Below are 23,493 nucleotides of genomic sequence, written 5' to 3' on the forward strand. Positions count from 1 at the left end.
CGACTCGGACCCACCCGAACCACCTCGCTGGCACCACTTTCACAGTCCCCGATTCTGAACGTCCACCCATGTACGACCACATCCTGCTTCCGACCGACGGCAGTGACGCGACCGACGCGACCATCGAGCACGCGGCGACCCTCGCGGAGACCTACGGCGCGACGGTCCACGTGCTGTCGGTGGCCGACTCGCGCAACCGCTTCGAATCGCCCTCGGCCGGCATCGCGCCGGACGTGTGGAAAAAATCCGAACTCGAACGCGCCGAGTCCGCGGCCGACGCCGCAATCGAGGCGCTTCCCGACGGCGTCGAGACCGAACGAACCGTCGTGGAGGGCGTCCCGCACTCGACTATCGTCGACTACGCCGCCGACGGCGACATCGACCTCGTCGTGATGGCGACCCACGGCCGCACCGGCCTCGACCACTACCTCGTCGGCTCCGTCACCGAGCGCGTCGTCCGCCAGTCGGACGCGCCGGTGTTGACCGTCCGCGCGACGGACGAAGAATAAGAACCCGCGGCCCGCTCGCGGGCCGCGCTACTCGAACTCTTCCGCCAGCGCGGCGCGGTGCTCGCGGCGCTTCTGGAGCGCCGAGTCGCGCAGTTCGCGCTCCTCTTGGGAGTCGCAGACGAGGTCCGGGACCGGAACCGGCTTCTCGTCGTCGTCGAGCGCGACGAAGGTGAAAAAAGAGGTGAGCGTCTCGCGGCGGTCGCCCTCGCTCGGGCGCTCGGCCGTCACGTCGACCTTGATGTCCATGCTGGTGCGACCGGTGTCGAAGACGTACGCCTCGACGGTCACCACGTCGCCCACGTCGATGGGCGCGAGGAAGTCCACGTGGTCCATCGACGCCGTGACCACCTGCCGCTCGGCGAAGCGCCGCCCGGCGATGGCCCCGCAGACGTCCATCCACTCCAAAATCCGACCCCCGAGGGCGCGCCCGAGGTTGTTCGTGTCGTTGGGCATCAGAATCTCGCTCATCTCGGCGCGAGACGCCGACAGCGACCGCGTCCCGACCGACGACTGCTGTTGCATACCACACGGTCCGTGACGAGCGGGGTTAAATTATTCTACGTCGTAAAAAATAGAAATAAAGGCGATTAATCGCTCGGGTTGGGTGGTTTTGCGGGTCGCTCGTCGTTTCAACGACCTAAATGATTAATAGTGTTTATCCCGTTTAGTACGGTGTCTGCGCGAACCGCAGACCGGTGGTGGGACGCCGACACCCGTCTCTCGTCCGCGTTCGGGGGGACGTTCCCGAAGGTTCCGACTCTCGTTCGACCGGACGGGCGGGGAATCAGCCGCGACCCGAAGTCGACGCACCGAACGGTCTCCCGTCTCACGTCCGCCTCGCGCCTCGCCGAACCGCGACGGCCGGATGACGGGACCGACGTCGGTTGCCCGCAGGCCGGCCACGACGCTGTACCGGCCCCCGGTGCGTCGAACGGGTCTCCGACTGATTCGCGTATCGGATTTTTCGCTCACTCGACGCGTTCAGTTTCGACGCCGCCGTCTTCGATTTCGATATCGACCGCGTCGGCGGAGATATCGGCCCTCTCGATGCCGTCCAACTCACCGAGTATCTCGCTGATGTCGTCGAGACCGAGGAGTTCGCGGGTCTCCTCGTCGAACGCCTTGCTTTCGAGGCCTGCGGCCTGCTGTATATCGGAACCGCTCAGCCCTTTCCCGTAGCGACCGAGAAGCGACGTGAGTTCCTGCGGCAGGACGTACGTCGTCGACGGTGAGGTGCCGATGTTCGCCAGCGTCTCCATGCCCTTGTCGATGATGGCGCGCTCGCCCATCGACTCCGCCGCGCGGGCCCGAAGCACCGTCGAGATGGCGTCCCCCTGCGCTTCGAGAATCTGTGACTGCTTTTCGCCCTGTGCGCGGATGATGTTCGACTGCTTGTCACCCTGAGCTTTCTCGACGGCGGAGCGACGCTTGCCCTGCGCTTCGAGAATCATGGCGCGGCGGCGGCGCTCGGCGGAGGTCTGCTGTTCCATCGCGTTCTCGACGTCCTTCGAGGGCTTCACCTCGCGGACCTCGACGGACTCCACGCGGACGCCCCACTCGTCGGTCGGCTCGTCGAGTTCCCGGCGGATGCGCGCGTTGATGTGGTCGCGTCGCGCCAGCGTGTCGTCGAGTTCCATGTCGCCGAGGGCGGCCCGGAGCGTCGTCTGTGCGAGCAACGAGACGGCCCGGCGGTAGTTGTCCACCTGCAGGAAGGCGCGTTCGGGGTCCATCACGCGGATGTAGACGACGGCGTCGGCCGTGACCGGCGAGTTGTCTTCCGTGATGGCCTCTTGGGAGGGCACGTCCAGCGTCTGGGTCCGCATGTCGAAGCGGTAGGTCTTCGAGACGAACGGCGGGACGACGTTCAGCCCCGGTTCGAGGATGCCCTTGTAGTCGCCGAACACCGTCAGCGTCCGCTTTTCGTACGCCTGCACGATTTCGACCGCGTCGTACACCGCGGCGACGGCGAGCGCGAGGGCGACGTAGCCCGCGAGCGTCAGCGGCGTGACGGGGAAGACGACGACGGCGAGGCCGAAGACGAGCACCGCGACCGCGAGGGGACCGAGCCACCGCGGGATTCGGCCGGGCTCGCTGTCGACCCGTGCCGCGCCCGACGAGGAGGACGAGGAGGACGACGACCCCGACGCCGAGAGCTTCCCGAGTTGGTAGAACAGGCTGTCCATGGTGGAGAGTGACACCGAGGCGGAATAAAGCTACCCGGCTGTTCCCCCACCCGGCCGCCAGCTATTTGTCCGCGAACGCCCCACGGCCCCGTATGCGAACGAACCGCGGCCGAATCGACGTGGAGGACCTGCTGAAAATCATCCTCCTGCTCGTCCTCGTCTGGCTCGTCCTCGAAATCATCGGCGAGGTGCTCGGGCTGTTCGGTGCGTTGCTCGGCCCGCTCCAGCCGCTCTTGGGCCTCGTCGTCGCGGCGCTCATCGTCCTCTGGCTCCTCGACCGAATCTAACCGCCCTCCGCGGCGACGACGATACGCCTTTGTGTCTCTCGCGTGAGACACGGGCGTGTACAGTCTGAACGTCCCGGTTCCGGGGCGGGTCGCCCGCCTCGCGTCCGACCTGTTTCCGTACCTCGCCTCGTTCGACCGGGTTCGCGACCGGCACACGCTCGTCTGTAAGCGGTTCGAAGACGACGACCTCGACCGCCTACGCGAACAGTTGCGGCACGCGCTCGCCGGCCAGCCGGCGTTCGAGGCCCGCGTGACCGACATCCGGTTCTTCGAGGACCCGCCGCGCGGGGCCGCGCCGGTCGTCTACCTCGCGGTCGAGAGCCCCGGCCTCCTCGACCTGCACCGCGCGCTCGCCGACGAGTTCGGCGCTATCGAGGGTATCGAGGGCGACGACTACGTCCCGCACGTCACGCTCGCCCGCGGCGGGAGCGTCGCCGACGCCCGCGCGGTCGCGAGCCAGCCGCTCGACCCCATCGAGTGGACCGTCTCACAGCTCGACGTCTACGACTCGTCGTTCCGCGAGACCGCCGCCTCGATTTCGCTCCCGGCCTGACCGCGAGGTCCCGACTCCCAGCGACGGCGCGTCGAGCCGCCGGTCCGCGCGTCAGTCGCGCGCCCGGAGCCGCATCCCCATCGGCTCTTCGGGGTGCATCGTCAGCGACCCGCGGAGCGAAAACGGCTCGTCGCGGACGTAGTCGAGTTCGTACCGCTGGGCGACGGTACCGAGGATGAGCCGCCCTTCGAGGAGCGAGAGGTGCTTGCCGATGCAGTGGCGCGGCCCGCCGCCGAACGGGAAGTACGCAAAGCGCGGGCGGTCGCCGGTCCGCTCGGGCGCCCAGCGGTCCGGGTCGAACGAAAGCGGGTCGTCCCACCACCGCTCCGACCGGTGGACGACCCACTGCGGGAGCATGATGGCCGACCCCGCGGGGACGCGGTAGCCGCCGAGGCGAACGTCCACCTTCGGCTCGCGGAACATCACGTACACCGGCGGGTACAGCCGCATCGCCTCGTTCAGCACGCGTTCTGTGTACTCCAGTTTTCGCACGTCCTCGAACGTCGGCGTCCGCCCGCCGAGCACCTCGTCCAGTTCGCGGTGGAGTTTCGCCTCCGCCTCGGGGTGTTGCGAGAGCAGATACCACGCGTACGTCAGCGTCAGCGCCGTCGTGTCGTGGCCCGCGAGGAGCATCGTCATCAGCTCGTCGCGGAGGTTCTTCTCCGTCTGTTCGCCCTCGTCGTAGGCGCGGAGCAGAATCGAAAGCAGGTCCATCGGCCCCTCCTCGCCCGTCGCGCCGCCCGACACCGACGACGCCGGCGTCTCGCCGTACTCGGTCCCGCGGCGCTCCTCGACGATGTCCCAGACGAGCGATTCGAGCTCCGACAGCGCCTCCTTGTACTGGCGGTTCTCCCGCGTCGGTACCCAGTCGGGCGTCAGGAACCGAAGCGGGTCGGGTTCGAACCGCGCGCCGAGTGGTTCGAGGTTCTCCTGTACCCGCCGGACGCGCCCCTCGTCGAGGTCGGTGCCGAACATGGCGTCGACGATTATCTCGACGGTCAGCCGCGCCATCTCCAACTGCACGTCGACCACGTCGCCGTCGCCCCACGACGACAGCATCGACGCCGTCCGGTCTGTCATCATGCCGGCCATCGTCGAGATGCGCCGCACGTCGAACGCCGGCTGGGCGAGTCGGCGCTGTTTCTTCCACGTCGCGCCCTCGCTCATCAGCAGGCCGTCGCCCAGCAGGTCGCCGATGGCTCTGTCTTGGAACTGCGGCTTTCTGAACTTCGACGCCTCGCTCACGAGCACCGTCTCGACGTCCGCCGGGTTCGTGAGCATGTACGTGTCGAGCGGGCCGAGGTCGAAGTGGACCACGTCGCCGTAGGCGTCCGCGACGGCCGTCAGGAACGTAAACGGGTCGCGGGCGTACTGTCTGCTCGCGCCGAACAGCGGGAGGCCCTTCGGTCCGGGAGGGGTCGAACTCATCACCCTGTGTTGGTTCGAACAGGTAAGAATCGCACGGCGGTCGCCGTCGCTGTCGCTCCGACTGCGAGCGCGACGCGCTCAGGGCCGCGGCGGGTCGCCGTCGTAGGCGTCGCGGTCGGCGTAGAAGTTCAGCATCGCGAACTTGAGTTTGTTCGGCGCGATGTCGACCATCTCGGCGCGCTCCTCGACCGGGAACGACCCGCGGACGCCGTACTTCCCCATGGAAGAGCTCTCGCGGGTGTAGCGCTTGTCGGCCAGCACGCGGACGCCGAAGTCGTCGGGCGCGCGGATGACCCGGCCGAGCGCCTGTCTGGTCTTCCGAATCGTCGGAATCTCGACGGCGTAGCGCCAGCCGGCGTCCCTCTTGCCGCGGTAGGCGCGGTCGTAGGCGGCCTGTACCGCCTCCAGCCGCTCGGAGAGATGCGGGTAGGGCACGCCGACGACCACGACGGTTCGGGCGTCGTCGCCGTCGAAGCTCACGCCCTCGGCGAGCGTCCCCCAAAGCGAGGTGAGAAGCACCGCGCCGTCCTTGCCGACGAACTCCCGGCGCAGTTCCTCGGCGCGGACGCCCGGCTCGTCCAGAAACAGCTCCGCGTCGACGTCCGGGTTCGCCCGCAGGCGCTCGTGGTGGCGCTCCGCCTCGGCGTACGACGGGAAGAACACGAGCGTGTTGCCCGGCGTGAAGGCGGCCGCGTCCGCGAGCATCTCCTCGATCGTCTGTTGGGTGCCGGGGTCGTCACGCTCGGAGGAGAACAGCGCGGGCAGTGAGACCGAAAACGTCCGGCGGTTCTCCTCGGGGTATTCGAGGCCGTAGGCCATCGTCACCGGGTTTTTGAGGCCGAGCGTGCCCTCCGTCACGTCGAACGGGCGGAGCGTCGCCGACATCAGGATGCTCGCGTGGACCTCCTCGAACAGCTCTTTGGTGACCTCTCGCGGGATGCAGGTGTACAGCTCGGCGCGGCCGTAAATCTCGTCGGTGCCGCCGTCGCGGCGGACCGACAGCATCGGATGGCGGCCGAGTTCGCCGCCCATCTCCGTCCAGTCGGCGATGAAGTTCGCCGCCTGTAGCGTCTGGCACTCCTTGCGCGTCGTCGCCTCGCCGTTCTTGTACGCGTCTTCGTACTGCTCGTCCAACTGCTTGCCCAACTGGAGGGCGAGTTCGACCTCCACGTCGATGCCGCGGCCCTCGTAGGACTGCAGGAACTCCATCGTCAGGTCGTCGCGGCGGCCCTGATTGGCGATAGAGAGGTCGTACCAGTTCTCGCCGACCTGCTCGCGCTCGCCGAAGCCGAACGCCTCCTCGTAGCTGTCGCGAAGCGCGTCGAGGAACGTCCCGATGACGTTGCGGGCGCTCTCGGCCCGCGAGTCGTCTTCGTCTTCCAGCTCGTTCATCGCGCTTTCGAGCGTGTTCTCCGTGAGCGCGCGACTGGCGTGGTCACGGGCGGCGCTCTCGATGTTGTGCGCCTCGTCGAACACCGTAATCACGTCGTCGGGATCGCGGTCCAGCCACCGGAAGAACTGCTCGCGTATCATCGGGTCGAGCAGGTGGTGGTAGTTGCAGACGACGAGGTCGATGCCCTCCATGCCCTCCTTGAGCAGTTCGTAGCCGCAGAGGTTCTGCTTGCCCGCGTACTCGAAAATCTCGTCGGGCGTCCGCACGTCGTCGAACAGCCACTGGAAGAACTCGTCGGTGTTCCGCGTGAGGTTGTTGTAGTAGTGCTCGCAGTAGTTGCCCTCCTTCAACTCCTCCAGTTCGTCGTCGATGCTGTCGAGTTCGTCAGTGACGGCGCTCCGCGCGTCGGCCGCGCCGGACTCGCCCTCGCGCATCCCGTCGAGGAGCGACTGCGCCTGCTCGGAGAGTTCGGCCTTGTCGGACTCCTTTTCGACGATGCTCCGGGTCGTATCGCGGAGGGTCTGACACTCCTGAAAGCCCACGTCGATGTGGCACATCGAGGACTTCCCGCGGAACACCACCGCACGGATGGCCTCCTCTCTGGTGATGGCGCGGGCGTCCTCGACGAACTGGCGCATCTGCTGGTGGACGTTCGTCGTGATGACGACCGTCTTGTCGTGCTCGCGGGCGTACGAGAGCGCGGGCACGAGCGCGGAGATGGTCTTGCCGGTCCCGGTCGCCCCTTCGAGGAGGACGTTCCGCTCGTCGTCGAGCGCGTCGGCGATGCCGGACATCGCCGCCTCCTGATTGGGGTACGGCTCGTCGTACGGGAAGAACCGCCACGCTCCGTCCGCGTCGCCGTCGTCGGGTGCGCCGTTGGCGTGGGCCACGGGAGAATCTCGGCCGCCATCCGATTAAAAGGCTCGGAGGCCTCGACACCGCCGGAGGCGACGGGAACGGTATAGCGTACCTCCGCGCTCGACGGCGTCTTCTGAGAAGCTGAAAAGAGCCGCGACCGCCGTGGACCCGAATTTATTCGAGCAGTTCGACGATGAGGCCCTTCTGGGCGTGCAGGCGGTTCTCCGCCTGGTCCCAGACGAGCGACCGCTCGCCTTCGAGCACGTCGCCGGTAATCTCCTCGCCGCGGTGGGCCGGCAGGCAGTGCATGACCTTCGCGTCGGTCCCCGAGAGCAACTCCTCGTTGAGCTGGAACCCCTCGAACGCCTGCAGTTTCTCGTGGCGCTGGTCTTCCTGCCCCATCGAAATCCACACGTCGGTGTAGACCACGTCCGCGTCCGAAACGGCTTCTTCGGGGTCGGTCGTAATCGTCGGTGCCGAGCCGAGTTCGTCCGCCTTTTCGAGCACGTCGTCGTCGACGCCGTACGCCGGCGGGGTCGCCACCGTGAGGTCGATGCCGGCCATCGCACAGCCGAGGACGAACGACTGGCCGACGTTGTTGCCGTCGCCGACCCACGCCGCGGACACCTCGTCGAAGTCGCCGACGTGCTCGCGGATGGTGAGCAGGTCGGCGAGCGTCTGACAGGGGTGGGCGTCGTCGGTCAGGCCGTTGATGACCGGCGCGTCGGAGTGCTCGGCGATTTCGAGCAGGTCCTCGTGTTCGAACAGGCGGACCATGATGGCGTCGCCGTAGCGACCCAGCACGCGCGCGGTGTCCGAAAGCGGCTCGCCGTGGCCGAGCTGGATGTCCTCGGGGCCGAGGAACAGCGCGTGGCCGCCCAGTTCGGTCATCCCCGTCTCGAAGGAGACACGCGTCCGGGTACTCGGCTTCTCGAAGAGCATCGCCAGCGTCGCTCGGGTGAGTTGCGTCTCGTCGTCGCCGGACTTGATGTCGGCGGCGCGGGTGAGGACGCGGTCTAACTCCGATGCGCTGATGTCGTCGATGTCGGTGAAATGGGTGGTTTCGAGCATTGTGTCGTGTGTCGTGTCTCCGTGTCGGTTCGTCGTCTCGGATGTGTGTCTGTCGCCCCGGTCGTTCGGTCGTCGCCGCCGCTCGGCTCGCCTCAGTCGTCGGCGAGGCGCTCGCACACGTCGACGAGCACGTCGATGGCGCTGTCGAACTCGGCGAGGTCGAGGTGTTCGTTCGGGGCGTGGTCGAGGTCGGAGTCGCCGGGACCGTAGGTCGCCATCGGGCAGTCCCACGTGCCGGCGAAGATGTTCATGTCGCTGGTCCCGGTCTTGCGGAGGAGCCGGGGCTTCACGCCGCCGACGTTGCGGATGGCGACGCGGAACGCCCGCGCCACGTCGGTCCGGGGGCTCATCATGACCGGCGGGATGGGCTTGTTCCAGTGGACGCCGCCGCGGGTGAGTTCGCCCTCCGCGACCTCGCGCACGTCGTCGATGGTGAGCCGCGGCGGGACGCGGAACTGCACGTCCACCGTCGACTCGACCGCGAGGCCGTCTTCGGTCGGGCCGCCGTCGAAGCGCACCGGCTTGGTCGTCACCGTGTCGAAGACGCCGTCGCGCTCCTCGTCGAAGAAGTCGGCCACGCGGGACCACCACGCGACCGCGGACTGGATGGCGTTCTCCTCGGGGCGCGAGGAGTGGCCCAGTTCGCTCGTCGAGATGTACGTCCCGGAGAGGAAGCCGCGGTAGCCGAGGGTGACGCCGTCCCAGCCCGAGGGTTCGCCGTTGACGACCGCGTCGGGCTCCTCGCGGTCCTCCACGAGGTGCCACGCGCCGCGCGAGGAGGTCTCCTCGCCGACGACGCCGACGAACGAGACGCCCGTCTCGACGGCCGCCGCGGCCATCGAACAGAGCGGTCCGGTCGCGTCGACGCTCCCGCGACCCCAGAGGACGCCGTCTTCTATCTTCACCGGCACGTCGCCGGGGACGGTGTCGATGTGGGAGGTGAGAAGCACCGCGTCGTCGGCCGGCGCGCGGACGTTGCCGACCTCGTCTATCCACACCTCGCGGTCGTGCGCCTCGAAGAACGCCTTCAGCACCTCGGCGGCCGCCTCCTCGTCGCCCGACACCGAGGGCGTCGAGACCATGTCGTAGAGGAGGTGGCGCGCCTCGGCCCACTCGCCCTCGTCGAGGGCGTCGGTCCCGTCGTCGGAGACGGCGCTCGCGTCGGTCTCGGCGTCGGCCGCTCCCGCGTTCTCCACGTCTGCCTCGTCGTCTTCGCGTTCGATTTCGGCGTTCATGATAACACGTTCGTCATGGCGTCGACCGCGCGGTCGGCGTGTTCCTCCTCGATGACCAGCGGCGGCAGGAACCGGACGACCGTCCGACCCGCGGGGAGCGCGAGCAACTGCTCGGACAGCGCGAGGTGCTTCAGCGTGCGGTTCGCGCCGCGTTTGACCTCGACGCCGACCATGAGGCCGTCGCCGCGGACCTCGCGGACCGGCAGGTCGTGGTCCTCGACGGCGGCTTCGAGCTCCGTCGTGAGGTAGTCGCCCACCGCGGCCGCGTGGCCGGGCAGGTCCTCTTCGACGATGGTGTCGAGCGTGGCGTTCGCCGCCGCGCAGACCACGGGGCCGCCGGAGAACGTCGAGCCGTGGGAGGCCGCGCCATCGGCAATCCAGTCGGCACACAGCGTCGCGCCGAGCGGGAGACCGTTGGCGATGCCCTTCGCGCTCGTGAGGATGTCGGGGACGACGCCGGCGTTCTCGCAGGCCCACAGCGACCCGGTGCGACCGATGCCGGTCTGAATCTCGTCGAAGACGAGCGCGGCACCCGCCTCCTCGGTCAGGTCGCGGGCGGTCTGAAGGTACTCGGTCGTCGCGGGGTTGATGCCGCCTTCGCCCTGAATCGGCTCTAAGAACACGGCGGCCGTCTCGTCGTCGACGGCCTCGGCGAGTTCTGCTTCGTCGCCGTAGCTGACGAACTCGACGCCGCCGGCGACCGGCTCGTAGGGCTTTTTGTACTTCTGTTTCCACGTCAGCGCGAGGCTCCCGAGGGTGCGACCGTGGAAGGCGCGCTTCGTGGCGACGATTTTCTGGCGACCCGTCGCCGAGCGGGCGAACTTCATCGCCGCCTCGTTGGCCTCGGTGCCGGAGTTACAGAGCCAGACGTTCGAGATGTCGCCGGGCGCGAGCGTCGCAAGCTTCTCGTACAGTTCCGTGCGGACCTCGACGGGGTACGACGCCTGCACGTAGGTCAGCTTCGCGGCCTGTTCCTGAATCGCGGAGGTGACCGCGGGGTGGGAGTGGCCGAGCGCCGCGACGGCGTAGCTCGCGCCGAAGTCGAGGTACTCGGTGCCGTCGTCCGAGTAGAGATACGGCCCCTCGCCGGACTCGATGGCGATGGGTTTCTCGTTGAAGACGAAGCCGCTCATTGTTCGGCCCCCTCGGCTTCGACCAGCGCGCCGGGCGTCACGTGCGTGCCGCCGCCGTTGAGCGCCGTCACGATGGGGTCGTTCAGGTTCGCGTCGGAGACGACGACCTCGGCGGCCCCGCCGTCGAGCGCCTCTTTCGCGGCCATGACCTTCTTCGTCATGAACCCTTCAGCGGCCGATTCGAGCGCCGAGAACTCCTCGGGCGTGTCGGCCGTCTCGATGAGCGTGGACTCGTCGTCGGGGTCGGCGTAGACGCCCTTCACGTCGGTGAGGACGACGAGTTTCGCGCCGAGCGCGCCAGCGACCGCGGCGGCGGCGCGGTCGGCGTCGGCGTTGACCGGTACGCCGTCGTCGGCGAGCATCGGAACGGTCACGATGGGCGTGTAACCGCCGTCGAGGAGCGTTTCGAGGAGCGTCGCGTTCACCGAGGTAATCTTCCCGGAGTGGTCGCCGCGCTTGATTTTCTTCTTGCCGTCTTCGACGACGCGGACGGCCGACTTGCGCGGGCCGGTCAGGAGGCCGCCGTCGACGCCCGAGAGGCCGAGCGCGTCGACGCCCGCCTCGCGGAACAGCGCGGTCAGGTCGGTGTTGAGCTTGCCGGGCATCACCATCGAGAAGACCTCCATGGTGCGCTCGTCGGTGAAGCGGCCGGAGACGCCCGAGGGCGACTCGACGTAGGTCGGTTCTTCGCCGAGTTCTTCGAGCGTCTCGTCGACGGCGGTCGAGCCGCCGTGGACGACGACCACGTCGGTGCCGTTGGCGACGAGGTGGGCCACGTCGGAGACGGCTCCCTGCGGGTCGACGGCCTTCGCGCCGCCGATTTTGACGACGACCGGCGGCTCGGAGCCGCCATCGGTGAGTAGGTTCGCTTCGTTGTCGACGAGCTGTTCGTGTGCCGCGAGCAGTTCCTCGCGTGTGTATCCTGTCATAGTCGAAATGGTGCGTAAATCGTGGGTCGGAGCGAGCGTTCGGGGGCGGTGCGGTCAGGGCGAGCCGATGGGGTGGAAGCCGGTGAAGTCGAGTCCGGCGGTCTCGTCCAGCCCGAGCGCGATGTTGGCGGCGTGGACCGCCTGCCCCGCGGAGCCTTTCATCATGTTGTCGATGGCCGAGAAGACGACGAGTCGTCGGTTTCCGGGGTCGATTTCGAAGCCGACCTCGCCGAAGTTCGTCCCGGCGACCGACTTCGGTTCCGGGTAGCGGTAGACGCCGCCGCCGCCGGCGACGGTGCGCATGAACGGTTCGTCGCCGTAGGAGCCGCGGAACGCTTTCCACATGTCGCCCTTCGAGACGGGGCCGTCGGGGAAGACGTGACAGGTCGCCGCCGCGCCGCGGACCATGTCGACCGCGTGGACGGTAAACGAGACCGAGAGGCCGAGGTACTCCTCGATTTCGGCCTCGTGGCGGTGGCCGGTCGGCGCGTAGGGGCGGACGATGCCCGAGCGCTCGGCGTGCGACGACGCCTTGCTCGCGCCCGCGCCGCCCTCCGACGAGCCGACTTTCACGTCCACGACGACCTGCTCGTCGCCGGAGAGGATGCCGGCGTCGAAAAGCGGCTTGAGGCCGAGAATCGTCGCGGTCGCGTTACAGCCGCCCGCGGCGATGAGGTCCGCGCCGGGGAGGTTCTCGCGGTTCAGTTCGGGGAGCGCGTACTCCGACTTCTCCAGATACTCGGGGCAGACGTGGCCGTCGTACCACTCGTCGTACTGCGCCGCCTCGGAGAGACGGAAGTCCGCAGAGAGGTCGACGACGGTGTCCGCCGCGTCCTGAAAGGCGTCGATGTGCTCCATCGAGACGCCGTGGGGCGTCGCCGTGAACAGCACGTCGACCGATTCGAGGTCCTCCGGCGAGGTGAAACGGAGGTCGAGGTGACGAAGGTTCGGGTGGACGTGACCGACGGTCTTGCGCTCGTAAGAGCGGCTCGTGGCCTGTTCGACGTCGAAGTTCGGGTGGCCGTCGAGCAGGCGGAGCAGTTCGCCGCCGGTGAAGCCGGAGCCGCCGACGACGCCCGCGGTGAGCTGGTCGCTCACGCCGAGACCTCCGCCAGCGACTGCTCGCCGTCGACCTTGGCTTCGAGCCAGTCGACGACCGTCGCGGGAACGTCCGCCTCGACGGCGTCGTTGAGCGCCTTGAACTCGACGGTGTGGTTGACCTCGTGGACGGTGTAATCAACGTCAGACTGCGTCTGACGGGCCTCCGAATCACCGGATTCGGAGACGACTCCCGTCTCCATGAGGTCGACGCCGAGTAAGCCGCCGCCGACCGCGTCGGACGCCTGCTTGACGAGTTCTTTCGCGCGGTCGTCGAGTTCGAACTCCTCGACGCTCGCGCCCTTCGCGGCGTTCGTGAGCCAGTGGTCCGACGAGCGGACCATCGCGGCCACGGGTTCGCCGTCGACGGCGAGCACGCGGATGTCGCGGCCCGGTTTCTCGACGAACTCCTGGATGTAGAACACCTTGTGCTCGTAGTTACCGAGCGTCGACTTGTGTTCGAGGATGGCCTCGGCGGCCGACTCGGAGTCGATTTTCGCCATCAGGCGACCCCACGAGCCGACGACCGGCTTGAGGACGCAGGGGTAGCCGAACTCCTCGACGATTTCCATCGCCGACTCGACCGTGAAGGCAACTTTCGTGTTCGGCGTGGGTACGCCCGCGTCCGCGAGCGCGAGGCTGTTTTTCGCCTTGTCGGCGCAGATGTCGGCGGTCTCGTGGGAGTTGACGACCGGGATTCCGTACGACTGCAGGAAGCGCGTGATGTAGATGCTCCTGCTCGTCGCCAGACAGCGGTCGACCACCACGTCGAGTCCGTCGAACGATTCCGGCGGCTCCGTGAGGTCGAACTGCTCTTTCCGAACGTCTATCTTCGTCACCTCGTGGCCGCGGTCGCGAAGCTCGTTGAGAAGCAGCTTCTCGTCGCGGCGAATCCGGGAATAGAGCAGTCCAACGTGCAATTTACTCTCCCCAGTCCTCTTCGAGCTCGGGCGCTTCTTCGAGTGTCACGGGGTCGAGGGAGACGACTTCCAGCTCTGCGCCCGTGGCGGGGCTGTCGATGATTTCGCCGACTTCGACGTCGGACGGCAGTTCGATTTCCTCTCCGCTCAGCGGGTCTTCCGCGGTGATGGTGTCGCTCATTACATCCGTGGCTGGTCGACGGACGGTATTAAAGGCGTCGAAAATTACGCGACAAAAATTAATGCAAAGAAGTCTCTAACGGGTGTTATCTGTCGAATCGGCCGAACGCACGGGCCGGCCGAACGACGCGTCGAGCTTGGGTGCCACGCTCACTCGACGCCGGAGACGGGACCGGTCGTCGGACCGGTCGACCCGTCTCCCGCGTCGGGCGTGGTGGTCGTCGTCGCGGCGCGGTCGCTCGCGGTCGTCGAAGCAGGCCCGCGGGCGTCGCGTGGTCGGACTCAGACATAGCTCGAAACCTCCTCGTCGAGGCCCTCGGCGGCCGCCGCGAGCGAGTCGCGGGCGTCGGCGACGGCGGCGGCGTCGTCCGAGAGCTCGTCGCGGGCCGTCGAGAGCGTCGCCTCCACGGCGGCGGGTGCGGGCCCGCCGACCGAATCGCGACTCGCCACGCTCTCGGTCGGGTCGAGCGCGGCTTCGACGGCCTCGGCTGTCACGTGCGTAAAGAGTGACTCACCTAATACGTCCGTAGCGACGGCGTCAAGTGTTGCCACGTCGGGCGTTCCCTCGGAGCGGGCGGCCGCCTCCGCGACGACCTCGTGGGCCGTGCGGAACGGCAGGCCGGCCATCGCCAGCAGGTCCGCCACGCCGGTCGCGGTCGAGAAACCGTCGCCGGCGGCCGCGGCGAGTTCGTCTTCGGGCCACGTCGCCGACCCGACCGCGCCGGCGGCCACCGCGGCCGCCTCGGCCACGTCGTCGACGGTGCGGAACGCGTGTTTGTGGGCGCGCTGGAGGTCGCGGTTGTACGCGCGCGGCAGTCCCTTCAGCGTCGTCAGGAGGCCGGTGAGCTCCCCGACGGCGTCGCCCGCAACGGCGCGGACGAGTTCCATCGTGTCGGGGTTCTTCTTCTGCGGCATGATGGAGGAGGTCGACGAGTAGTCGTCCGACAGCTCGACGAGCCCCTTGTTCGAGAATATCACGAGGTCCTCGGCGAGGCCGGAGAGCGTGACCGCGTGGGTCGTGAGCGCCGACAGCGTCTCGGCGAGGAAGTCGCGGGTCGCGGAAGCGTCCATCGAATTCTCCATCACGCGGTCGAAGCCGAGCAGGTCGGAGACGAGTTCGCGGTTCACGTCGAAGGGCGTGCCCGCGAACGCCGCCGACCCGAGCGGCGACTGGTTGATGCGCTCGTACGCGCACATGAGGCGGGCGCAGTCGCGGGCGACCGCCCGCTCGTACGAGCACAGGAAGTGCGCGACCGTCGTCGGTTGCGCGGGCTGGAGGTGCGTGTAGCCGGGCATCACCGTCTCGGTGTGTTCGGCGGCCGTCTCGACCAGCGACTCGCGCAGGGCGAGCGCCGCGTCGAGGGCCGAAAGCACGTCCTCGCGCAGGCGGTAGCGGATGCAGGTCGCCACCTCGTCGTTGCGCGAGCGGGCGGTGTGCATCTTCCCGCCGTCGGGACCGACGATGTCGATGACGGCGGCCTCGATGGCCTCGTGGACGTCTTCGCCGCCGGAAAGCGAGCCGTGGCCCGCGGCCTCGACCTCGTCCAGCGCGGCGAGAATTTCGCTCGCGACCTCGGACTCGATGATATCCTGCGACGCGAGCATCACGACGTGCGCCCGGTCGACGGCGAGGTCGGCCTCGAAGATGCGTTCGTCGGCCGCGAGGCTCGACATGAACCCGCGGGCGGGGCCGCCGCTGAAGCGGTCCCGGCGGATGACGCCCTCGGAGTCGCCGTCCTCGCCTGCCATCTTACTCGTCGCTACCGCCGTCTGCGGCCAGTTCGGGCTTCTGCTTCTTCGCGCTCTGGTTGGCGAGACGCGCCTGGAAGCCGTGGTACTTGGCGACGCCCGTAGCGTCGGCCTGCTCGATGCCGTCGACCGTCTCCGTGTTGAAGGAGGCGGCGGACTCGGAGTACGCGGCGTACTCGGACTCGCGGCCGACCGGGCGGGCCTGTCCGCCCTCGAACTTGATGGTCACGGTGCCCGTGACGCGCTCTTGGGTCTTTTCGAGGAAGGCGTTCAGCGCGCCCACGAGCGGGGCGTCGATGAGGCCCTCGTAGGCCTTCTGGGACCACTCGTTGTCCACGGTGGCCTTGAAGTCGCGTTCCTCCTTCGTGAGGACGAGCCCTTCGAGCGCCTCGTGGGCGTTCAGGAGCGTCGTCGCGGCCGGGTGCTCGTAGTTCTCGCGCACCTTGAGGCCGAGCATGCGGTCTTCCATCATGTCCGTGCGGCCGACGCCGTGCTTGCCGGCCTTCTCGTTGAGAAGCGAGATGAGTTCGAGGGGTTCGAGCTCCTCGTCGTCGACGGCGACCGGGTAGCCGTCTTCGAACGTGATTTCGATGAGTTCCGTCTCGCTCGAGGGCTGGTCGGTCCACTCGTAGATGTCCTCCGGCGGGACGTAGCCGGGGTCTTCCAGTTGTCCGCCCTCGATGGAACGGCTCCAGAGGTTCGTGTCGATGGACCAGACGCCCTCGTTGCCGCCCTGCACCGGGAGGTCCTTCTCGGCGGCGTACTCGATTTCCCACTCGCGGGTCATGCCCATCTCGCGGACGGGCGCGATGACTTCGAGGTCGGAGGCGCGCCAGACGGCCTCGAAACGGAGCTGGTCGTTGCCCTTGCCCGTACAGCCGTGGGCGATGCCGTCACAGCCCTGCTCCTCGGCGAGTTCGAGGATGGCCTTGGCGATGACCGGGCGCGCGAGCGCGGTGCCGAGCGGATAGCCCTGATAGTCCGCGTTGGCGCAGACCGAGTCGAGACAGAGCTGTGCGAACTCCTGTTTCGCGTCGACGACGTGGTGTTCCAGTCCGAGGGCCTCGGCCGTCTCGTAGGCCTCCTCGAACTCCTCTTCGGGCTGGCCGACGTCGACCGTGACGCCGACGACCTCGTCGTATCCGTACTCCTCTTCGAGAATCGGGACGCAGACTGTCGTGTCGAGTCCGCCCGAGAACGCGAGTGCGACTTTCTTCATGTACTCGTCTGTGGCGGGGACATACAGATAAATTCTTTGCATTCGTTTTATGAAATTAAGTGGTAGAGATGCCTATAGGCACGAAAACAGGAGATTAGCAATTTCGACGTGTCCCGAAGGAGATGATGATTGTGGCCCTAAAGGGCCCGTCGTCGGGGTCGGACAGCCGCGGCTCGCAGTGGGGCAAAAGTGGCGCAAGTACTGCGAGTCGCCATTGTTGTGGAACGCTACGATGTCATCCCTATTAAACGCTTCCGGCGACGCAAACGTTTCCTCAGTCGAGCAACTCCCCGGCGAGTTCGACCAGCAGTTCGTTGTCGACGAGCGCGAGGACGAGCGCGACGAGCGCGACCACGACGACTGCGATGACGAGCCACTCGATAAGGGTCATAGCACCCGCAACGTGACGGCTCCTCGGGTAAGTGCTCTGTGGCCGGCCGAGTCAGTCGAGTCGTTCGAGTCGGCCTCGGCGTTCGAGTCGGTCGCGTTCGTCGCGGCCGCAACCGACGGGCAGAAACCGCGCCGGGCGACTCAGGCGCTCTCCGTCGTCCCCTCGCCGTCCGCCGCGCCGCCGCGGAAGACGAGTCGCTCCACGAGGTCCGACCGTTGCATCAGCACCGTTCCGAGCGCGCTCATGACGAAGACGTAGCCGACGGCGAACGCCGGGATGATTTCGCGCATCACCGGCGTCGTGCCCGCGGCGGCCAGCGCCGCGATGACGAGCGAGAACTCGCCGCGGGGGACCATCCCGACGCCGACCCGGAGCGACCGGTGCGCCGAGAGGTCGTACGCCCGACCGCCGAGGTAGCCCGAGAGAACCTTCGACGGCGTCGACACGACGACCGCGATGACGAGCGGGACGGCCGCCGCCGCCAACAGCGCCGGGTCGGTGCCGAGGCCGATCCAGAAGAAGAACACCGCGGCGAACACGTCGCGGACCGAGACGAGCAGGTGTTCGAGCCGCTCTCGGTGGCCGCTCGTCGAAAAGCCCATGCCGACGAAGAACGCCGCGACGGCCTCGCTCACCCCGAGCGCGAGCGCCGCGCCCGAGATGGGGACGACGACCGCGAGCGCCCGCAGGACGAACGCCTCTTGGTTCTCTACGTCGAGGACGCGGGCGAAAAGCGCCGTCCCGTACTGGACGGCCACGAACAGGAGGCCGAGGAAGCCGAAGGCGATGGCGAGCGACCGGCCGATGGCCGCGACGCCGCCGTCGCCGCCGAGCACGAGCGAGGTGACGACCGCGAGGTAGACCGCGATGGCGAGGTCCTCGAAGACGAGCGTGCCCAAAATCGGCTCCGACTCGGGGTCCGCAATCCACCCGAGGTCGATGAGCGTCTTCGTCACGATGGCCGACGACGAGATGTAGACGATGCCGCCGAGAAGCAGCGCCTCGACCGGCGACCACCCGAGGACGAGCCCGATGGCGATACCGATGGGGAGGTTCACCGCGAGGTCGATGACGCCCGCGCGGCCGATTTTCGCCCCGGACGCCCGGAGCCGGTCGAGGCTGAACTCCAAGCCGAGGAAAAACAGGAGGAGGACGATACCGAGCTCCGCCAGAATCGTCACGACCTCGCCGTTCGGGACGTACGGGAGGCCGAACCGCCCGGCGACGTACGGCCCGGCGACGACGCCGCCGACGACGTAGAGGGGAATCACCGACAGGCCGAGGCGGAGCGCGACCGCTCCGACGACCGCGAGGACGGCGAACAGGTAGCCGAATTCGAGGAGCGCCGCCGCCATCAGGTCCCTTTGACGAGCGCGACGAAGTCGCGGCAGGCCGTCTTGGGACCGATGACGACGAGCGTGTCGCCGGCTTCGACCATCGCGTCGCCGCCGGGCGAGGTGATGACCTCGTCGCCGCGCTCGATGGCGATGACGGACGCGCCGGTCGCCTGTCTGAGGTCGGACTCGCGGAGGGTCTTGCCCGCGATGTCGGAGTCCGCCCCGACTTCGACCCACTCGATGAGCGTGTTGTCGCCCAGAAGCGTCTCGATGGTCTCGGTCTGGACCGGCTGGAAGTACGCGCCTTCGAGGAGCGTCCCCACCTGCCGGGCGAGCTGGTCGGTGAGTTCGAACAGCTTCTCCGAGTCGCTGTCGGCGCTCGCGCGCCGGAACACCTCTCGCTTGCCGGTGTTGTGCGTCACGATGATGAGCCGGGAGCCGTCGCCGAGCTCAACCTCGTGTTTCTTCCCGACGCCCGGAAGGTCGCTCTCGTAGACAGTCATGACTCGACGATTAGCGAGCGGACGAAATAAAGCCGCCTTCCGCTCAGGCGAGAAGCCAGAGCGTCACCGCGATGGCGGTACAGGCGACCGGCGGAATCGAGAGGTTGTCGTCGATGACGTAGCCGGCGACGACCGGCTTCGCGCCGTCGGCCAGCGTCGCGCCGGCGGCTCCGGCGGCCGCGGCGAGCCCGCCCGCGACGACTCCCGAGACGGGAATCACGAACGGCGCGGCGAGGATGAAACAGACCGCGAACATCGCCGCGAGCGTCCGCGCCGACTTCAGCTCGCCCACCGGCGCGGAGCCGAGAAGCCCGCTTATCGGGTCGCCGATGGTGAGCATGAGCATCCCCGGCACCGCGATGTGGGGGCCGAACACCAGCGCGACGGCCGTCTGGCTGTAGACGTACAGCGCGTAGCCGGCGACGTTGTCCTGTTCGTACTCGCGGGTGAGTTCGTCGTAGATTCCCCACTGGAGACCGCCGAACAGCCGGAGCAGTTCGAGGACGCTGACGACCGCCGCGAGGAAGACGAACAGATACCCGAGGGTACGCCACTCGACCAGCCCGAGGAGGTACAAAAGCGGCATCCCCGACCCGCTCGCGTGGACCAGTCGCCGCTTCACCTCGGCGGTGCTCGGTCGCCCCACGGCGGGTTACGCCTCGACGACCTCGTTGTCGTCGAGCACGTCGTCGAACGAGGCGGTGCCGGCGCGCAGGCCAACGAGCGTTCCGACGAGGTCGTCGACGGGCAGTCGGACCTGCTTGCCGCTGTCGCGCTCGCGGATGGTGACGGTATTCGCGCCGTCGCCTTCGAGCCCGTCGCGGTCGATGGTGATGCAGAACGGCGTGCCCACCTCGTCCTGCCGGCGGTAGCGCCGACCGATGCTACCGGAGTCGTCGTAGACGACCGCGAAGCCGGCCGCGCGGAGTTCTTCGGCCACGTCGTCGGCGAGGTCGACCAGCTCGTCGACGTTGCTCACGAGCGGGAAGACGCCGACGTTCGTCGGCGCGACAGACGGCGAAAGCGAGAGGTAGCTCCGCGCCTCGCCGTCGACCTCGTCGGTCTCGTACGCGTGCGCGAGGAGCGTGTACACCGTGCGGTCGATACCGAACGAGGGCTCGACCACGTGCGGCGTGATGTGCTCGCCCGCCTCGGTCTGCGTCTCGACCGAGAAGTTGGCCACGTCGGTGTCGACGGTGACTTCCTCGCCGTCGATGTCGAGGGTGACCTCGTCGGCGTCGAAGGCGTCGGGGTCGCGCTCGGCGAGCGTCTCCAGCGCCTCTGCCACGTCGGCGGCCTGCGCGCCGAACTCGGGGCCGAGCGTCGCCATGTCGGGGTCGACGACGGCGCGCTCGACCGTCTTCGGCTCGTCGTACTGCTGGAAGACGGTGAAGTCGTCGTCGCCGTACTCGCCGTGCTTCGAGAGGTCGTAGTCGCTCCGGTAGGAGAAGCCCGCGATTTCTATCCAGTCGCCGTCGACCTCGCTCTCGGCGTCCCAGCAGTCCGAGGAGTAGTGGGCGCGCTCGCCCGCGAGGTGCTGGCGGAAGCGGAAGCGATCCATGTCGACGCCGACCGTCTCGTACCACTCCTGGGCGATGCCGAGGAAGTAGCCGAGCCACGCGTTGCCGATAACGCCGTCTTCGACGGCCTCGCCGATGGTCGTCTCGACGTAGTCGCCGTCGTCGGCCTCCTGTTCGGTCGCGGGGTACAGAAGCACCTCCACGTCCTCGACCGCCGAAAGGTCGGCCTCGTCGCGCTCGGGGTCGATGAAGTGCTCCAGTTCGGCCTGCGTGAACTCGCGGGTGCGGACGATGCTCTTCCGCGGCGAAATCTCGTTGCGGTAGGCGCGACCGACCTGCGTCACGCCGAACGGGAGGCTGTTGCGCGCGTACTCCTTGATGCGCGGGAACTCCACGAAGATGCCCTGCGCCGTCTCGGGCCGGAGGTAGCCCGGCGTCGACGAGCCGGGGCCGATGTTCGTCTCGAACATGAGGTTGAAGTCCTCGACCGACTGGCCGGCGAGGTCCGCGCCGCAGGTCGGACAGACGAGGCCGAGGTCGGCGATTTTCTCGGCCGCCTCTTCGGGCGACAGCGTCTCGGCGTCCTCCAGCTCCGAGTTGTCCTCGATGAGGTGGTCCGCGCGGTGGGACTCGCCGCACTCGGCGCACTCGACGAGCATGTCGTCGAAGCCGTCGAGGTGGCCCGACGCCTCGAAGACGGGCTCGGGCATGATGGTCGGGGCTTCGATTTCGAGGTTGCCCTCCTGGACGGCGAAGCGTTCGCGCCACGCCTCCTCGACGTTGGACTTCAGGGCCGCGCCCTGCGGGCCGTAGGTGTAGAACCCGCCGACGCCGCCGTAGGCCTCCGAGGAACCGAAGAAGAACCCGCGGCGCTTCGCGAGTTCGGTGAGCGCGGCGGACTCGTCGCCCTCACTCATACAGCGCCTCCAGCAGGTTGATGTCCCGGACGATGCCGATGAGTTCGTCGCCGGAGACGAGCGGAATCTGCTCGATGTCCTCGCGAATCATCGTCTGGGCGGCGTCCTTGGCGGTGGCGCGCGTCGGGACGCTCACGAGGTCGTCGGTCATGAACTTCGAGACCGGTTCGGCCGGAATCTCGACGTTCCGGGTCGGGATGTAGCGGTTGCCGACCGCCTTGATGCCCTCCCACATCCACTCGTCGTCCTGGTTGGCGACCGAGTCGCCGGTGCCGGCCTCGCCTTCGACGACGCGGGCGACCTCGATGATGTCGACTTCGGTCACGATGCCGGCCAGCGAGGCCTCGTCGTCGAGGACGACCGCGTACGGCACGTTCGCGTAGAATATCTCGCGCTCGACGATGTGCAGGGGAACGTCGACGTACGTCGTGTTCACGTCGCGGGCGGCGAGGTCGCCGACCTCGGTCTCGCCGTCGATGTCGCCGCGGGCGATGGCCCGGACCACGTCGGTGACGGTGAGGATGCCCTCGATGGCGTCGCCGTCGACGACGGGGATTCGGCGCGCGCCCTCCGAGACCATCGTCGCGGCCACGGCTTCGAGGTCGTCGTCGGCGCTCGCGGTCGGCACCTCGCGGACGAGCACCGCCAGCTGGTCCTCGTCGGGGTGTTCGATGAGGTCCTCCCGAGAGATGAGCCCTCGGTACTTCGTCCCCTCGTCGGTCTCTTTCACCACGGGAACGGAAGAGAACCCACGCTCTTGGAGGTATTCCAGAACGTCGTCGCGGGTGCCCGGCAGGGACACCGTCACGACCTCCTCGCCGCGGGTCATCGCGTCGGCTACTTTCATACACCCGCTTTCTTCCCCCCGCCTAATGTACTCTGCGAACGCTTTCGCCTCGCTGACAGGCGTCCGCCGCGGCTCGCGGGGGTCGGGGACGGGCGATGCGCACACGGCGCAGAAGCAGAACGGCTCTCGGCTCAGTTGCCGTCGTCGGTCTCGCCGTCGCCGTCGCCGCCGTTCGGCGCGTACCGCCGAATCGCGTCGAGGTTGGGGAAGAACTTCTCGGGGTCGTCGTGTTCGACGACGCCGACGACGGTGCCGTCGAGCTTCTGGAGATAGGAGTACATCCGCCCCTCTTCGACGGCGACGGTCGCACACTCCAGCGCCTCGCGGAGGTCCCACGCGCCGGCGAGGAAGATAGCGGTCTCGGCGTCCGGTGAGAACAGCGCCGTCACCATGTAGACGCGGCCGTCGTTCTCCGCGCGGTACACCTCGTACTCGGGGAACGACGTTTCCTCGAACAGGTCGGCGACCGTCTCGGCCTTGTCGCCGGGGATGACGTACGCGAGGCCGAACGCCCCCTCGTCGCCCTTCCCGCTGGAGGGACCGAACGGGCCGCTGTCGCCCGCGGCGATGCGGACCGTCGTCCACCCCTCGTCCTCGAAGTCGTCGGCCATCGCGGCCATGTCGTCGAGCGTCGCGCCCCACGCCTCGCGGCGACGGTCCGCCTCGCCGGCGATGCGTTCGACCTCGGGCGTCTCGTCGTCTCCGAGTTCGGCCATACCCGTTCTGGACGACGTATATGGTAAAAGGCATCGAAGGTCGCGGGCGGCCCCGCGTCGGTCAGTAGTTGATTTCGAAGACGACTTCCATCGCGTAGGAGGCCGCGAGGATACAGACCGACGCGAGGAGCAGTTTCACCCCGCTCGACGGCCGCTCGTCGCCGGTCGCCGGTCGCAGTCGCGGCGGCAGTATCGCGTCGAGGGCGTCTCCGACGAGCTTCTCGACGCCGACGGGCTCGTCGCTCCCCGAGAACAGGCCGCCGTCGGTGCCGCCGTTTCCGCCGTTGCCGCCGTTTCCGTCTCCGCGCTTCCACGCCGCCTTCGGGCGGACCTTCAGCGACGAGTAGCCGAACATGGCGAACCCGAGAAAGAACATGAGCCACTTCGCGCCGGGCAGTCCGTTGCCGGCGAGCGTACTCACGACGGCGGTCACGACGAACACCACGCCGGTGAGGGCGACGGCGTAGACCACGGCGTCGATGGCCTTGACGCCGAATCGGCGTGGGTCGAACTCCAT

23 protein-coding genes are annotated in these 23,493 nt (G+C 67.9%); 3 read left to right on the top strand and 20 right to left on the bottom strand.

The features are described from left to right. The first annotated feature begins 68 nt into the window (after positions 1-68). Complete coding sequence (locus tag C438_RS07630; protein ID WP_004968771.1) at positions 69-509, top strand: universal stress protein; 441 nt, start codon at positions 69-71, stop codon at positions 507-509. Positions 510-536: 27 nt separating this feature from the next. Here C438_RS07630 and C438_RS07635 read toward each other — a convergent pair whose 3' ends face one another. Together C438_RS07635 and C438_RS07640 are read right to left on the bottom strand one after the other, a co-directional pair. Further along, positions 537-1,031, bottom strand: coding sequence for an acyl-CoA thioesterase (locus tag C438_RS07635; RefSeq protein ID WP_004968772.1), 495 nt, complete (start codon positions 1,029-1,031; stop codon positions 537-539). A gap of 446 nt (positions 1,032-1,477) precedes the next feature. Next, complete coding sequence (locus C438_RS07640) at positions 1,478-2,692, bottom strand: SPFH domain-containing protein (RefSeq protein ID WP_004968773.1); 1,215 nt, start codon at positions 2,690-2,692, stop codon at positions 1,478-1,480. Positions 2,693-2,784: 92 nt separating this feature from the next. Between C438_RS07640 and C438_RS07645 the strand changes: the two genes are divergently transcribed. Next, entirely contained in the window at positions 2,785-2,979 is a 195-nt protein-coding gene (locus tag C438_RS07645; RefSeq protein WP_004045037.1) for a DUF7554 family protein, read from the top strand. A 55-nt stretch (positions 2,980-3,034) separates the two neighbouring features. Beyond that, positions 3,035-3,532, top strand: a complete 498-nt coding sequence (locus tag C438_RS07650) for a 2'-5' RNA ligase family protein (protein ID WP_004968776.1) — start codon at positions 3,035-3,037, stop codon at positions 3,530-3,532. A gap of 51 nt (positions 3,533-3,583) precedes the next feature. Here the strand turns inward: C438_RS07650 and C438_RS07655 are convergent, their stop codons facing one another. The 18 genes from C438_RS07655 to C438_RS07740 all read right to left on the bottom strand — a co-directional run bounded on the left by C438_RS07655 (position 3,584) and on the right by C438_RS07740 (position 23,493). Continuing rightward, on the bottom strand, positions 3,584-4,960 hold the full coding sequence (locus C438_RS07655) for a cytochrome P450 (protein WP_004968777.1): 1,377 nt from the start codon (positions 4,958-4,960) through the stop codon (positions 3,584-3,586). 78 nt (positions 4,961-5,038) lie between these two features. After that, positions 5,039-7,243, bottom strand: coding sequence for an ATP-dependent DNA helicase (locus C438_RS07660; RefSeq protein ID WP_004968778.1), 2,205 nt, complete (start codon positions 7,241-7,243; stop codon positions 5,039-5,041). 142 nt (positions 7,244-7,385) lie between these two features. Further along, the gene (argF, locus tag C438_RS07665; RefSeq protein WP_004968779.1) at positions 7,386-8,282 is read right to left on the bottom strand and encodes an ornithine carbamoyltransferase; all 897 of its coding nucleotides are present in this window, start codon (positions 8,280-8,282) and stop codon (positions 7,386-7,388) included. Between the two features lie 92 nt (positions 8,283-8,374). Then, positions 8,375-9,517, bottom strand: a complete 1,143-nt coding sequence (locus C438_RS07670) for a [LysW]-lysine hydrolase (protein WP_004968781.1) — start codon at positions 9,515-9,517, stop codon at positions 8,375-8,377. Continuing rightward, the gene (locus C438_RS07675) at positions 9,514-10,650 is read right to left on the bottom strand and encodes an aspartate aminotransferase family protein (RefSeq protein WP_004968783.1); all 1,137 of its coding nucleotides are present in this window, start codon (positions 10,648-10,650) and stop codon (positions 9,514-9,516) included. Before C438_RS07675 ends, C438_RS07670 begins: the two co-directional genes overlap by 4 nt. Continuing rightward, on the bottom strand, positions 10,647-11,579 hold the full coding sequence (locus C438_RS07680; RefSeq protein WP_004968784.1) for an acetylglutamate/acetylaminoadipate kinase: 933 nt from the start codon (positions 11,577-11,579) through the stop codon (positions 10,647-10,649). The genes C438_RS07675 and C438_RS07680 overlap by 4 nt, the downstream gene beginning before the upstream one ends. A 54-nt stretch (positions 11,580-11,633) precedes the next feature. Next, positions 11,634-12,677: an N-acetyl-gamma-glutamyl-phosphate reductase gene (argC, locus tag C438_RS07685; RefSeq protein ID WP_004968785.1), complete on the bottom strand. Its 1,044-nt coding sequence runs from the start codon at positions 12,675-12,677 to the stop codon at positions 11,634-11,636. Beyond that, positions 12,674-13,597, bottom strand: a complete 924-nt coding sequence (lysX, locus tag C438_RS07690; protein ID WP_004968786.1) for a lysine biosynthesis protein LysX — start codon at positions 13,595-13,597, stop codon at positions 12,674-12,676. The genes argC and lysX overlap by 4 nt, the downstream gene beginning before the upstream one ends. 1 nt (position 13,598) lies before the next feature. Beyond that, on the bottom strand, positions 13,599-13,778 hold the full coding sequence (gene lysW, locus C438_RS07695; RefSeq protein ID WP_004968787.1) for a lysine biosynthesis protein LysW: 180 nt from the start codon (positions 13,776-13,778) through the stop codon (positions 13,599-13,601). Positions 13,779-14,059: 281 nt separating this feature from the next. Next, a complete protein-coding gene (argH, locus tag C438_RS07700; RefSeq protein ID WP_004968788.1) occupies positions 14,060-15,526 on the bottom strand; it encodes an argininosuccinate lyase in 1,467 nt (488 codons plus the stop codon). A 1-nt stretch (position 15,527) separates the two neighbouring features. After that, complete coding sequence (locus C438_RS07705) at positions 15,528-16,745, bottom strand: argininosuccinate synthase (protein WP_004968789.1); 1,218 nt, start codon at positions 16,743-16,745, stop codon at positions 15,528-15,530. A 531-nt stretch (positions 16,746-17,276) separates the two neighbouring features. Then, positions 17,277-18,491 (bottom strand): cation:proton antiporter, encoded by a 1,215-nt coding sequence (locus C438_RS07710; protein ID WP_004968790.1) that lies wholly within the window; start codon positions 18,489-18,491, stop codon positions 17,277-17,279. Further along, positions 18,491-18,976 carry a cation:proton antiporter regulatory subunit gene (locus tag C438_RS07715; RefSeq protein WP_004968791.1) on the bottom strand — a complete coding sequence of 162 codons (486 nt, stop codon included), beginning with the start codon at positions 18,974-18,976 and terminating at the stop codon, positions 18,491-18,493. The genes C438_RS07710 and C438_RS07715 overlap by 1 nt, the downstream gene beginning before the upstream one ends. A gap of 43 nt (positions 18,977-19,019) precedes the next feature. After that, complete coding sequence (locus tag C438_RS07720; protein WP_049917870.1) at positions 19,020-19,622, bottom strand: dolichol kinase; 603 nt, start codon at positions 19,620-19,622, stop codon at positions 19,020-19,022. 6 nt (positions 19,623-19,628) lie between these two features. Next, complete coding sequence (glyS, locus tag C438_RS07725; protein WP_004968793.1) at positions 19,629-21,413, bottom strand: glycine--tRNA ligase; 1,785 nt, start codon at positions 21,411-21,413, stop codon at positions 19,629-19,631. Next, positions 21,406-22,260, bottom strand: coding sequence for a CBS domain-containing protein (locus C438_RS07730; RefSeq protein ID WP_004968794.1), 855 nt, complete (start codon positions 22,258-22,260; stop codon positions 21,406-21,408). Before C438_RS07730 ends, glyS begins: the two co-directional genes overlap by 8 nt. A 131-nt stretch (positions 22,261-22,391) precedes the next feature. Continuing rightward, positions 22,392-22,976 carry a DUF7529 family protein gene (locus tag C438_RS07735; RefSeq protein WP_004968795.1) on the bottom strand — a complete coding sequence of 195 codons (585 nt, stop codon included), beginning with the start codon at positions 22,974-22,976 and terminating at the stop codon, positions 22,392-22,394. 61 nt (positions 22,977-23,037) lie between these two features. Then, on the bottom strand, positions 23,038-23,493 hold the full coding sequence (locus C438_RS07740; protein ID WP_004968796.1) for a DUF7555 family protein: 456 nt from the start codon (positions 23,491-23,493) through the stop codon (positions 23,038-23,040).

It is taken from the genome of Haloferax denitrificans ATCC 35960 (assembly GCF_000337795.1).
GTDB lineage: Archaea > Halobacteriota > Halobacteria > Halobacteriales > Haloferacaceae > Haloferax > Haloferax denitrificans.

Bases quoted from the DNA above. Each gene is read 5' to 3' on its own strand.
- C438_RS07680 (WP_004968784.1), bottom strand. From the start codon at position 11,579: ATGACAGGATACACACGCGAGGAACTGCTCGCGGCACACGAACAGCTC.
- C438_RS07705 (WP_004968789.1), bottom strand. From the start codon at position 16,745: ATGAAGAAAGTCGCACTCGCGTTCTCGGGCGGACTCGACACGACAGTC.
- argF (WP_004968779.1), bottom strand. From the start codon at position 8,282: ATGCTCGAAACCACCCATTTCACCGACATCGACGACATCAGCGCATCG.
- C438_RS07645 (WP_004045037.1), top strand. From the start codon at position 2,785: ATGCGAACGAACCGCGGCCGAATCGACGTGGAGGACCTGCTGAAAATC.
- C438_RS07675 (WP_004968783.1), bottom strand. From the start codon at position 10,650: ATGAGCGGCTTCGTCTTCAACGAGAAACCCATCGCCATCGAGTCCGGC.
- lysW (WP_004968787.1), bottom strand. From the start codon at position 13,778: ATGAGCGACACCATCACCGCGGAAGACCCGCTGAGCGGAGAGGAAATC.
- argH (WP_004968788.1), bottom strand. From the start codon at position 15,526: ATGGCAGGCGAGGACGGCGACTCCGAGGGCGTCATCCGCCGGGACCGC.
- C438_RS07740 (WP_004968796.1), bottom strand. From the start codon at position 23,493: ATGGAGTTCGACCCACGCCGATTCGGCGTCAAGGCCATCGACGCCGTG.
- C438_RS07735 (WP_004968795.1), bottom strand. From the start codon at position 22,976: ATGGCCGAACTCGGAGACGACGAGACGCCCGAGGTCGAACGCATCGCC.
- C438_RS07715 (WP_004968791.1), bottom strand. From the start codon at position 18,976: ATGACTGTCTACGAGAGCGACCTTCCGGGCGTCGGGAAGAAACACGAG.
- C438_RS07670 (WP_004968781.1), bottom strand. From the start codon at position 9,517: ATGAACGCCGAAATCGAACGCGAAGACGACGAGGCAGACGTGGAGAAC.
- glyS (WP_004968793.1), bottom strand. From the start codon at position 21,413: ATGAGTGAGGGCGACGAGTCCGCCGCGCTCACCGAACTCGCGAAGCGC.
- C438_RS07640 (WP_004968773.1), bottom strand. From the start codon at position 2,692: ATGGACAGCCTGTTCTACCAACTCGGGAAGCTCTCGGCGTCGGGGTCG.
- C438_RS07655 (WP_004968777.1), bottom strand. From the start codon at position 4,960: ATGAGTTCGACCCCTCCCGGACCGAAGGGCCTCCCGCTGTTCGGCGCG.
- C438_RS07635 (WP_004968772.1), bottom strand. From the start codon at position 1,031: ATGCAACAGCAGTCGTCGGTCGGGACGCGGTCGCTGTCGGCGTCTCGC.
- C438_RS07710 (WP_004968790.1), bottom strand. From the start codon at position 18,491: ATGGCGGCGGCGCTCCTCGAATTCGGCTACCTGTTCGCCGTCCTCGCG.
- C438_RS07630 (WP_004968771.1), top strand. From the start codon at position 69: ATGTACGACCACATCCTGCTTCCGACCGACGGCAGTGACGCGACCGAC.
- C438_RS07730 (WP_004968794.1), bottom strand. From the start codon at position 22,260: ATGAAAGTAGCCGACGCGATGACCCGCGGCGAGGAGGTCGTGACGGTG.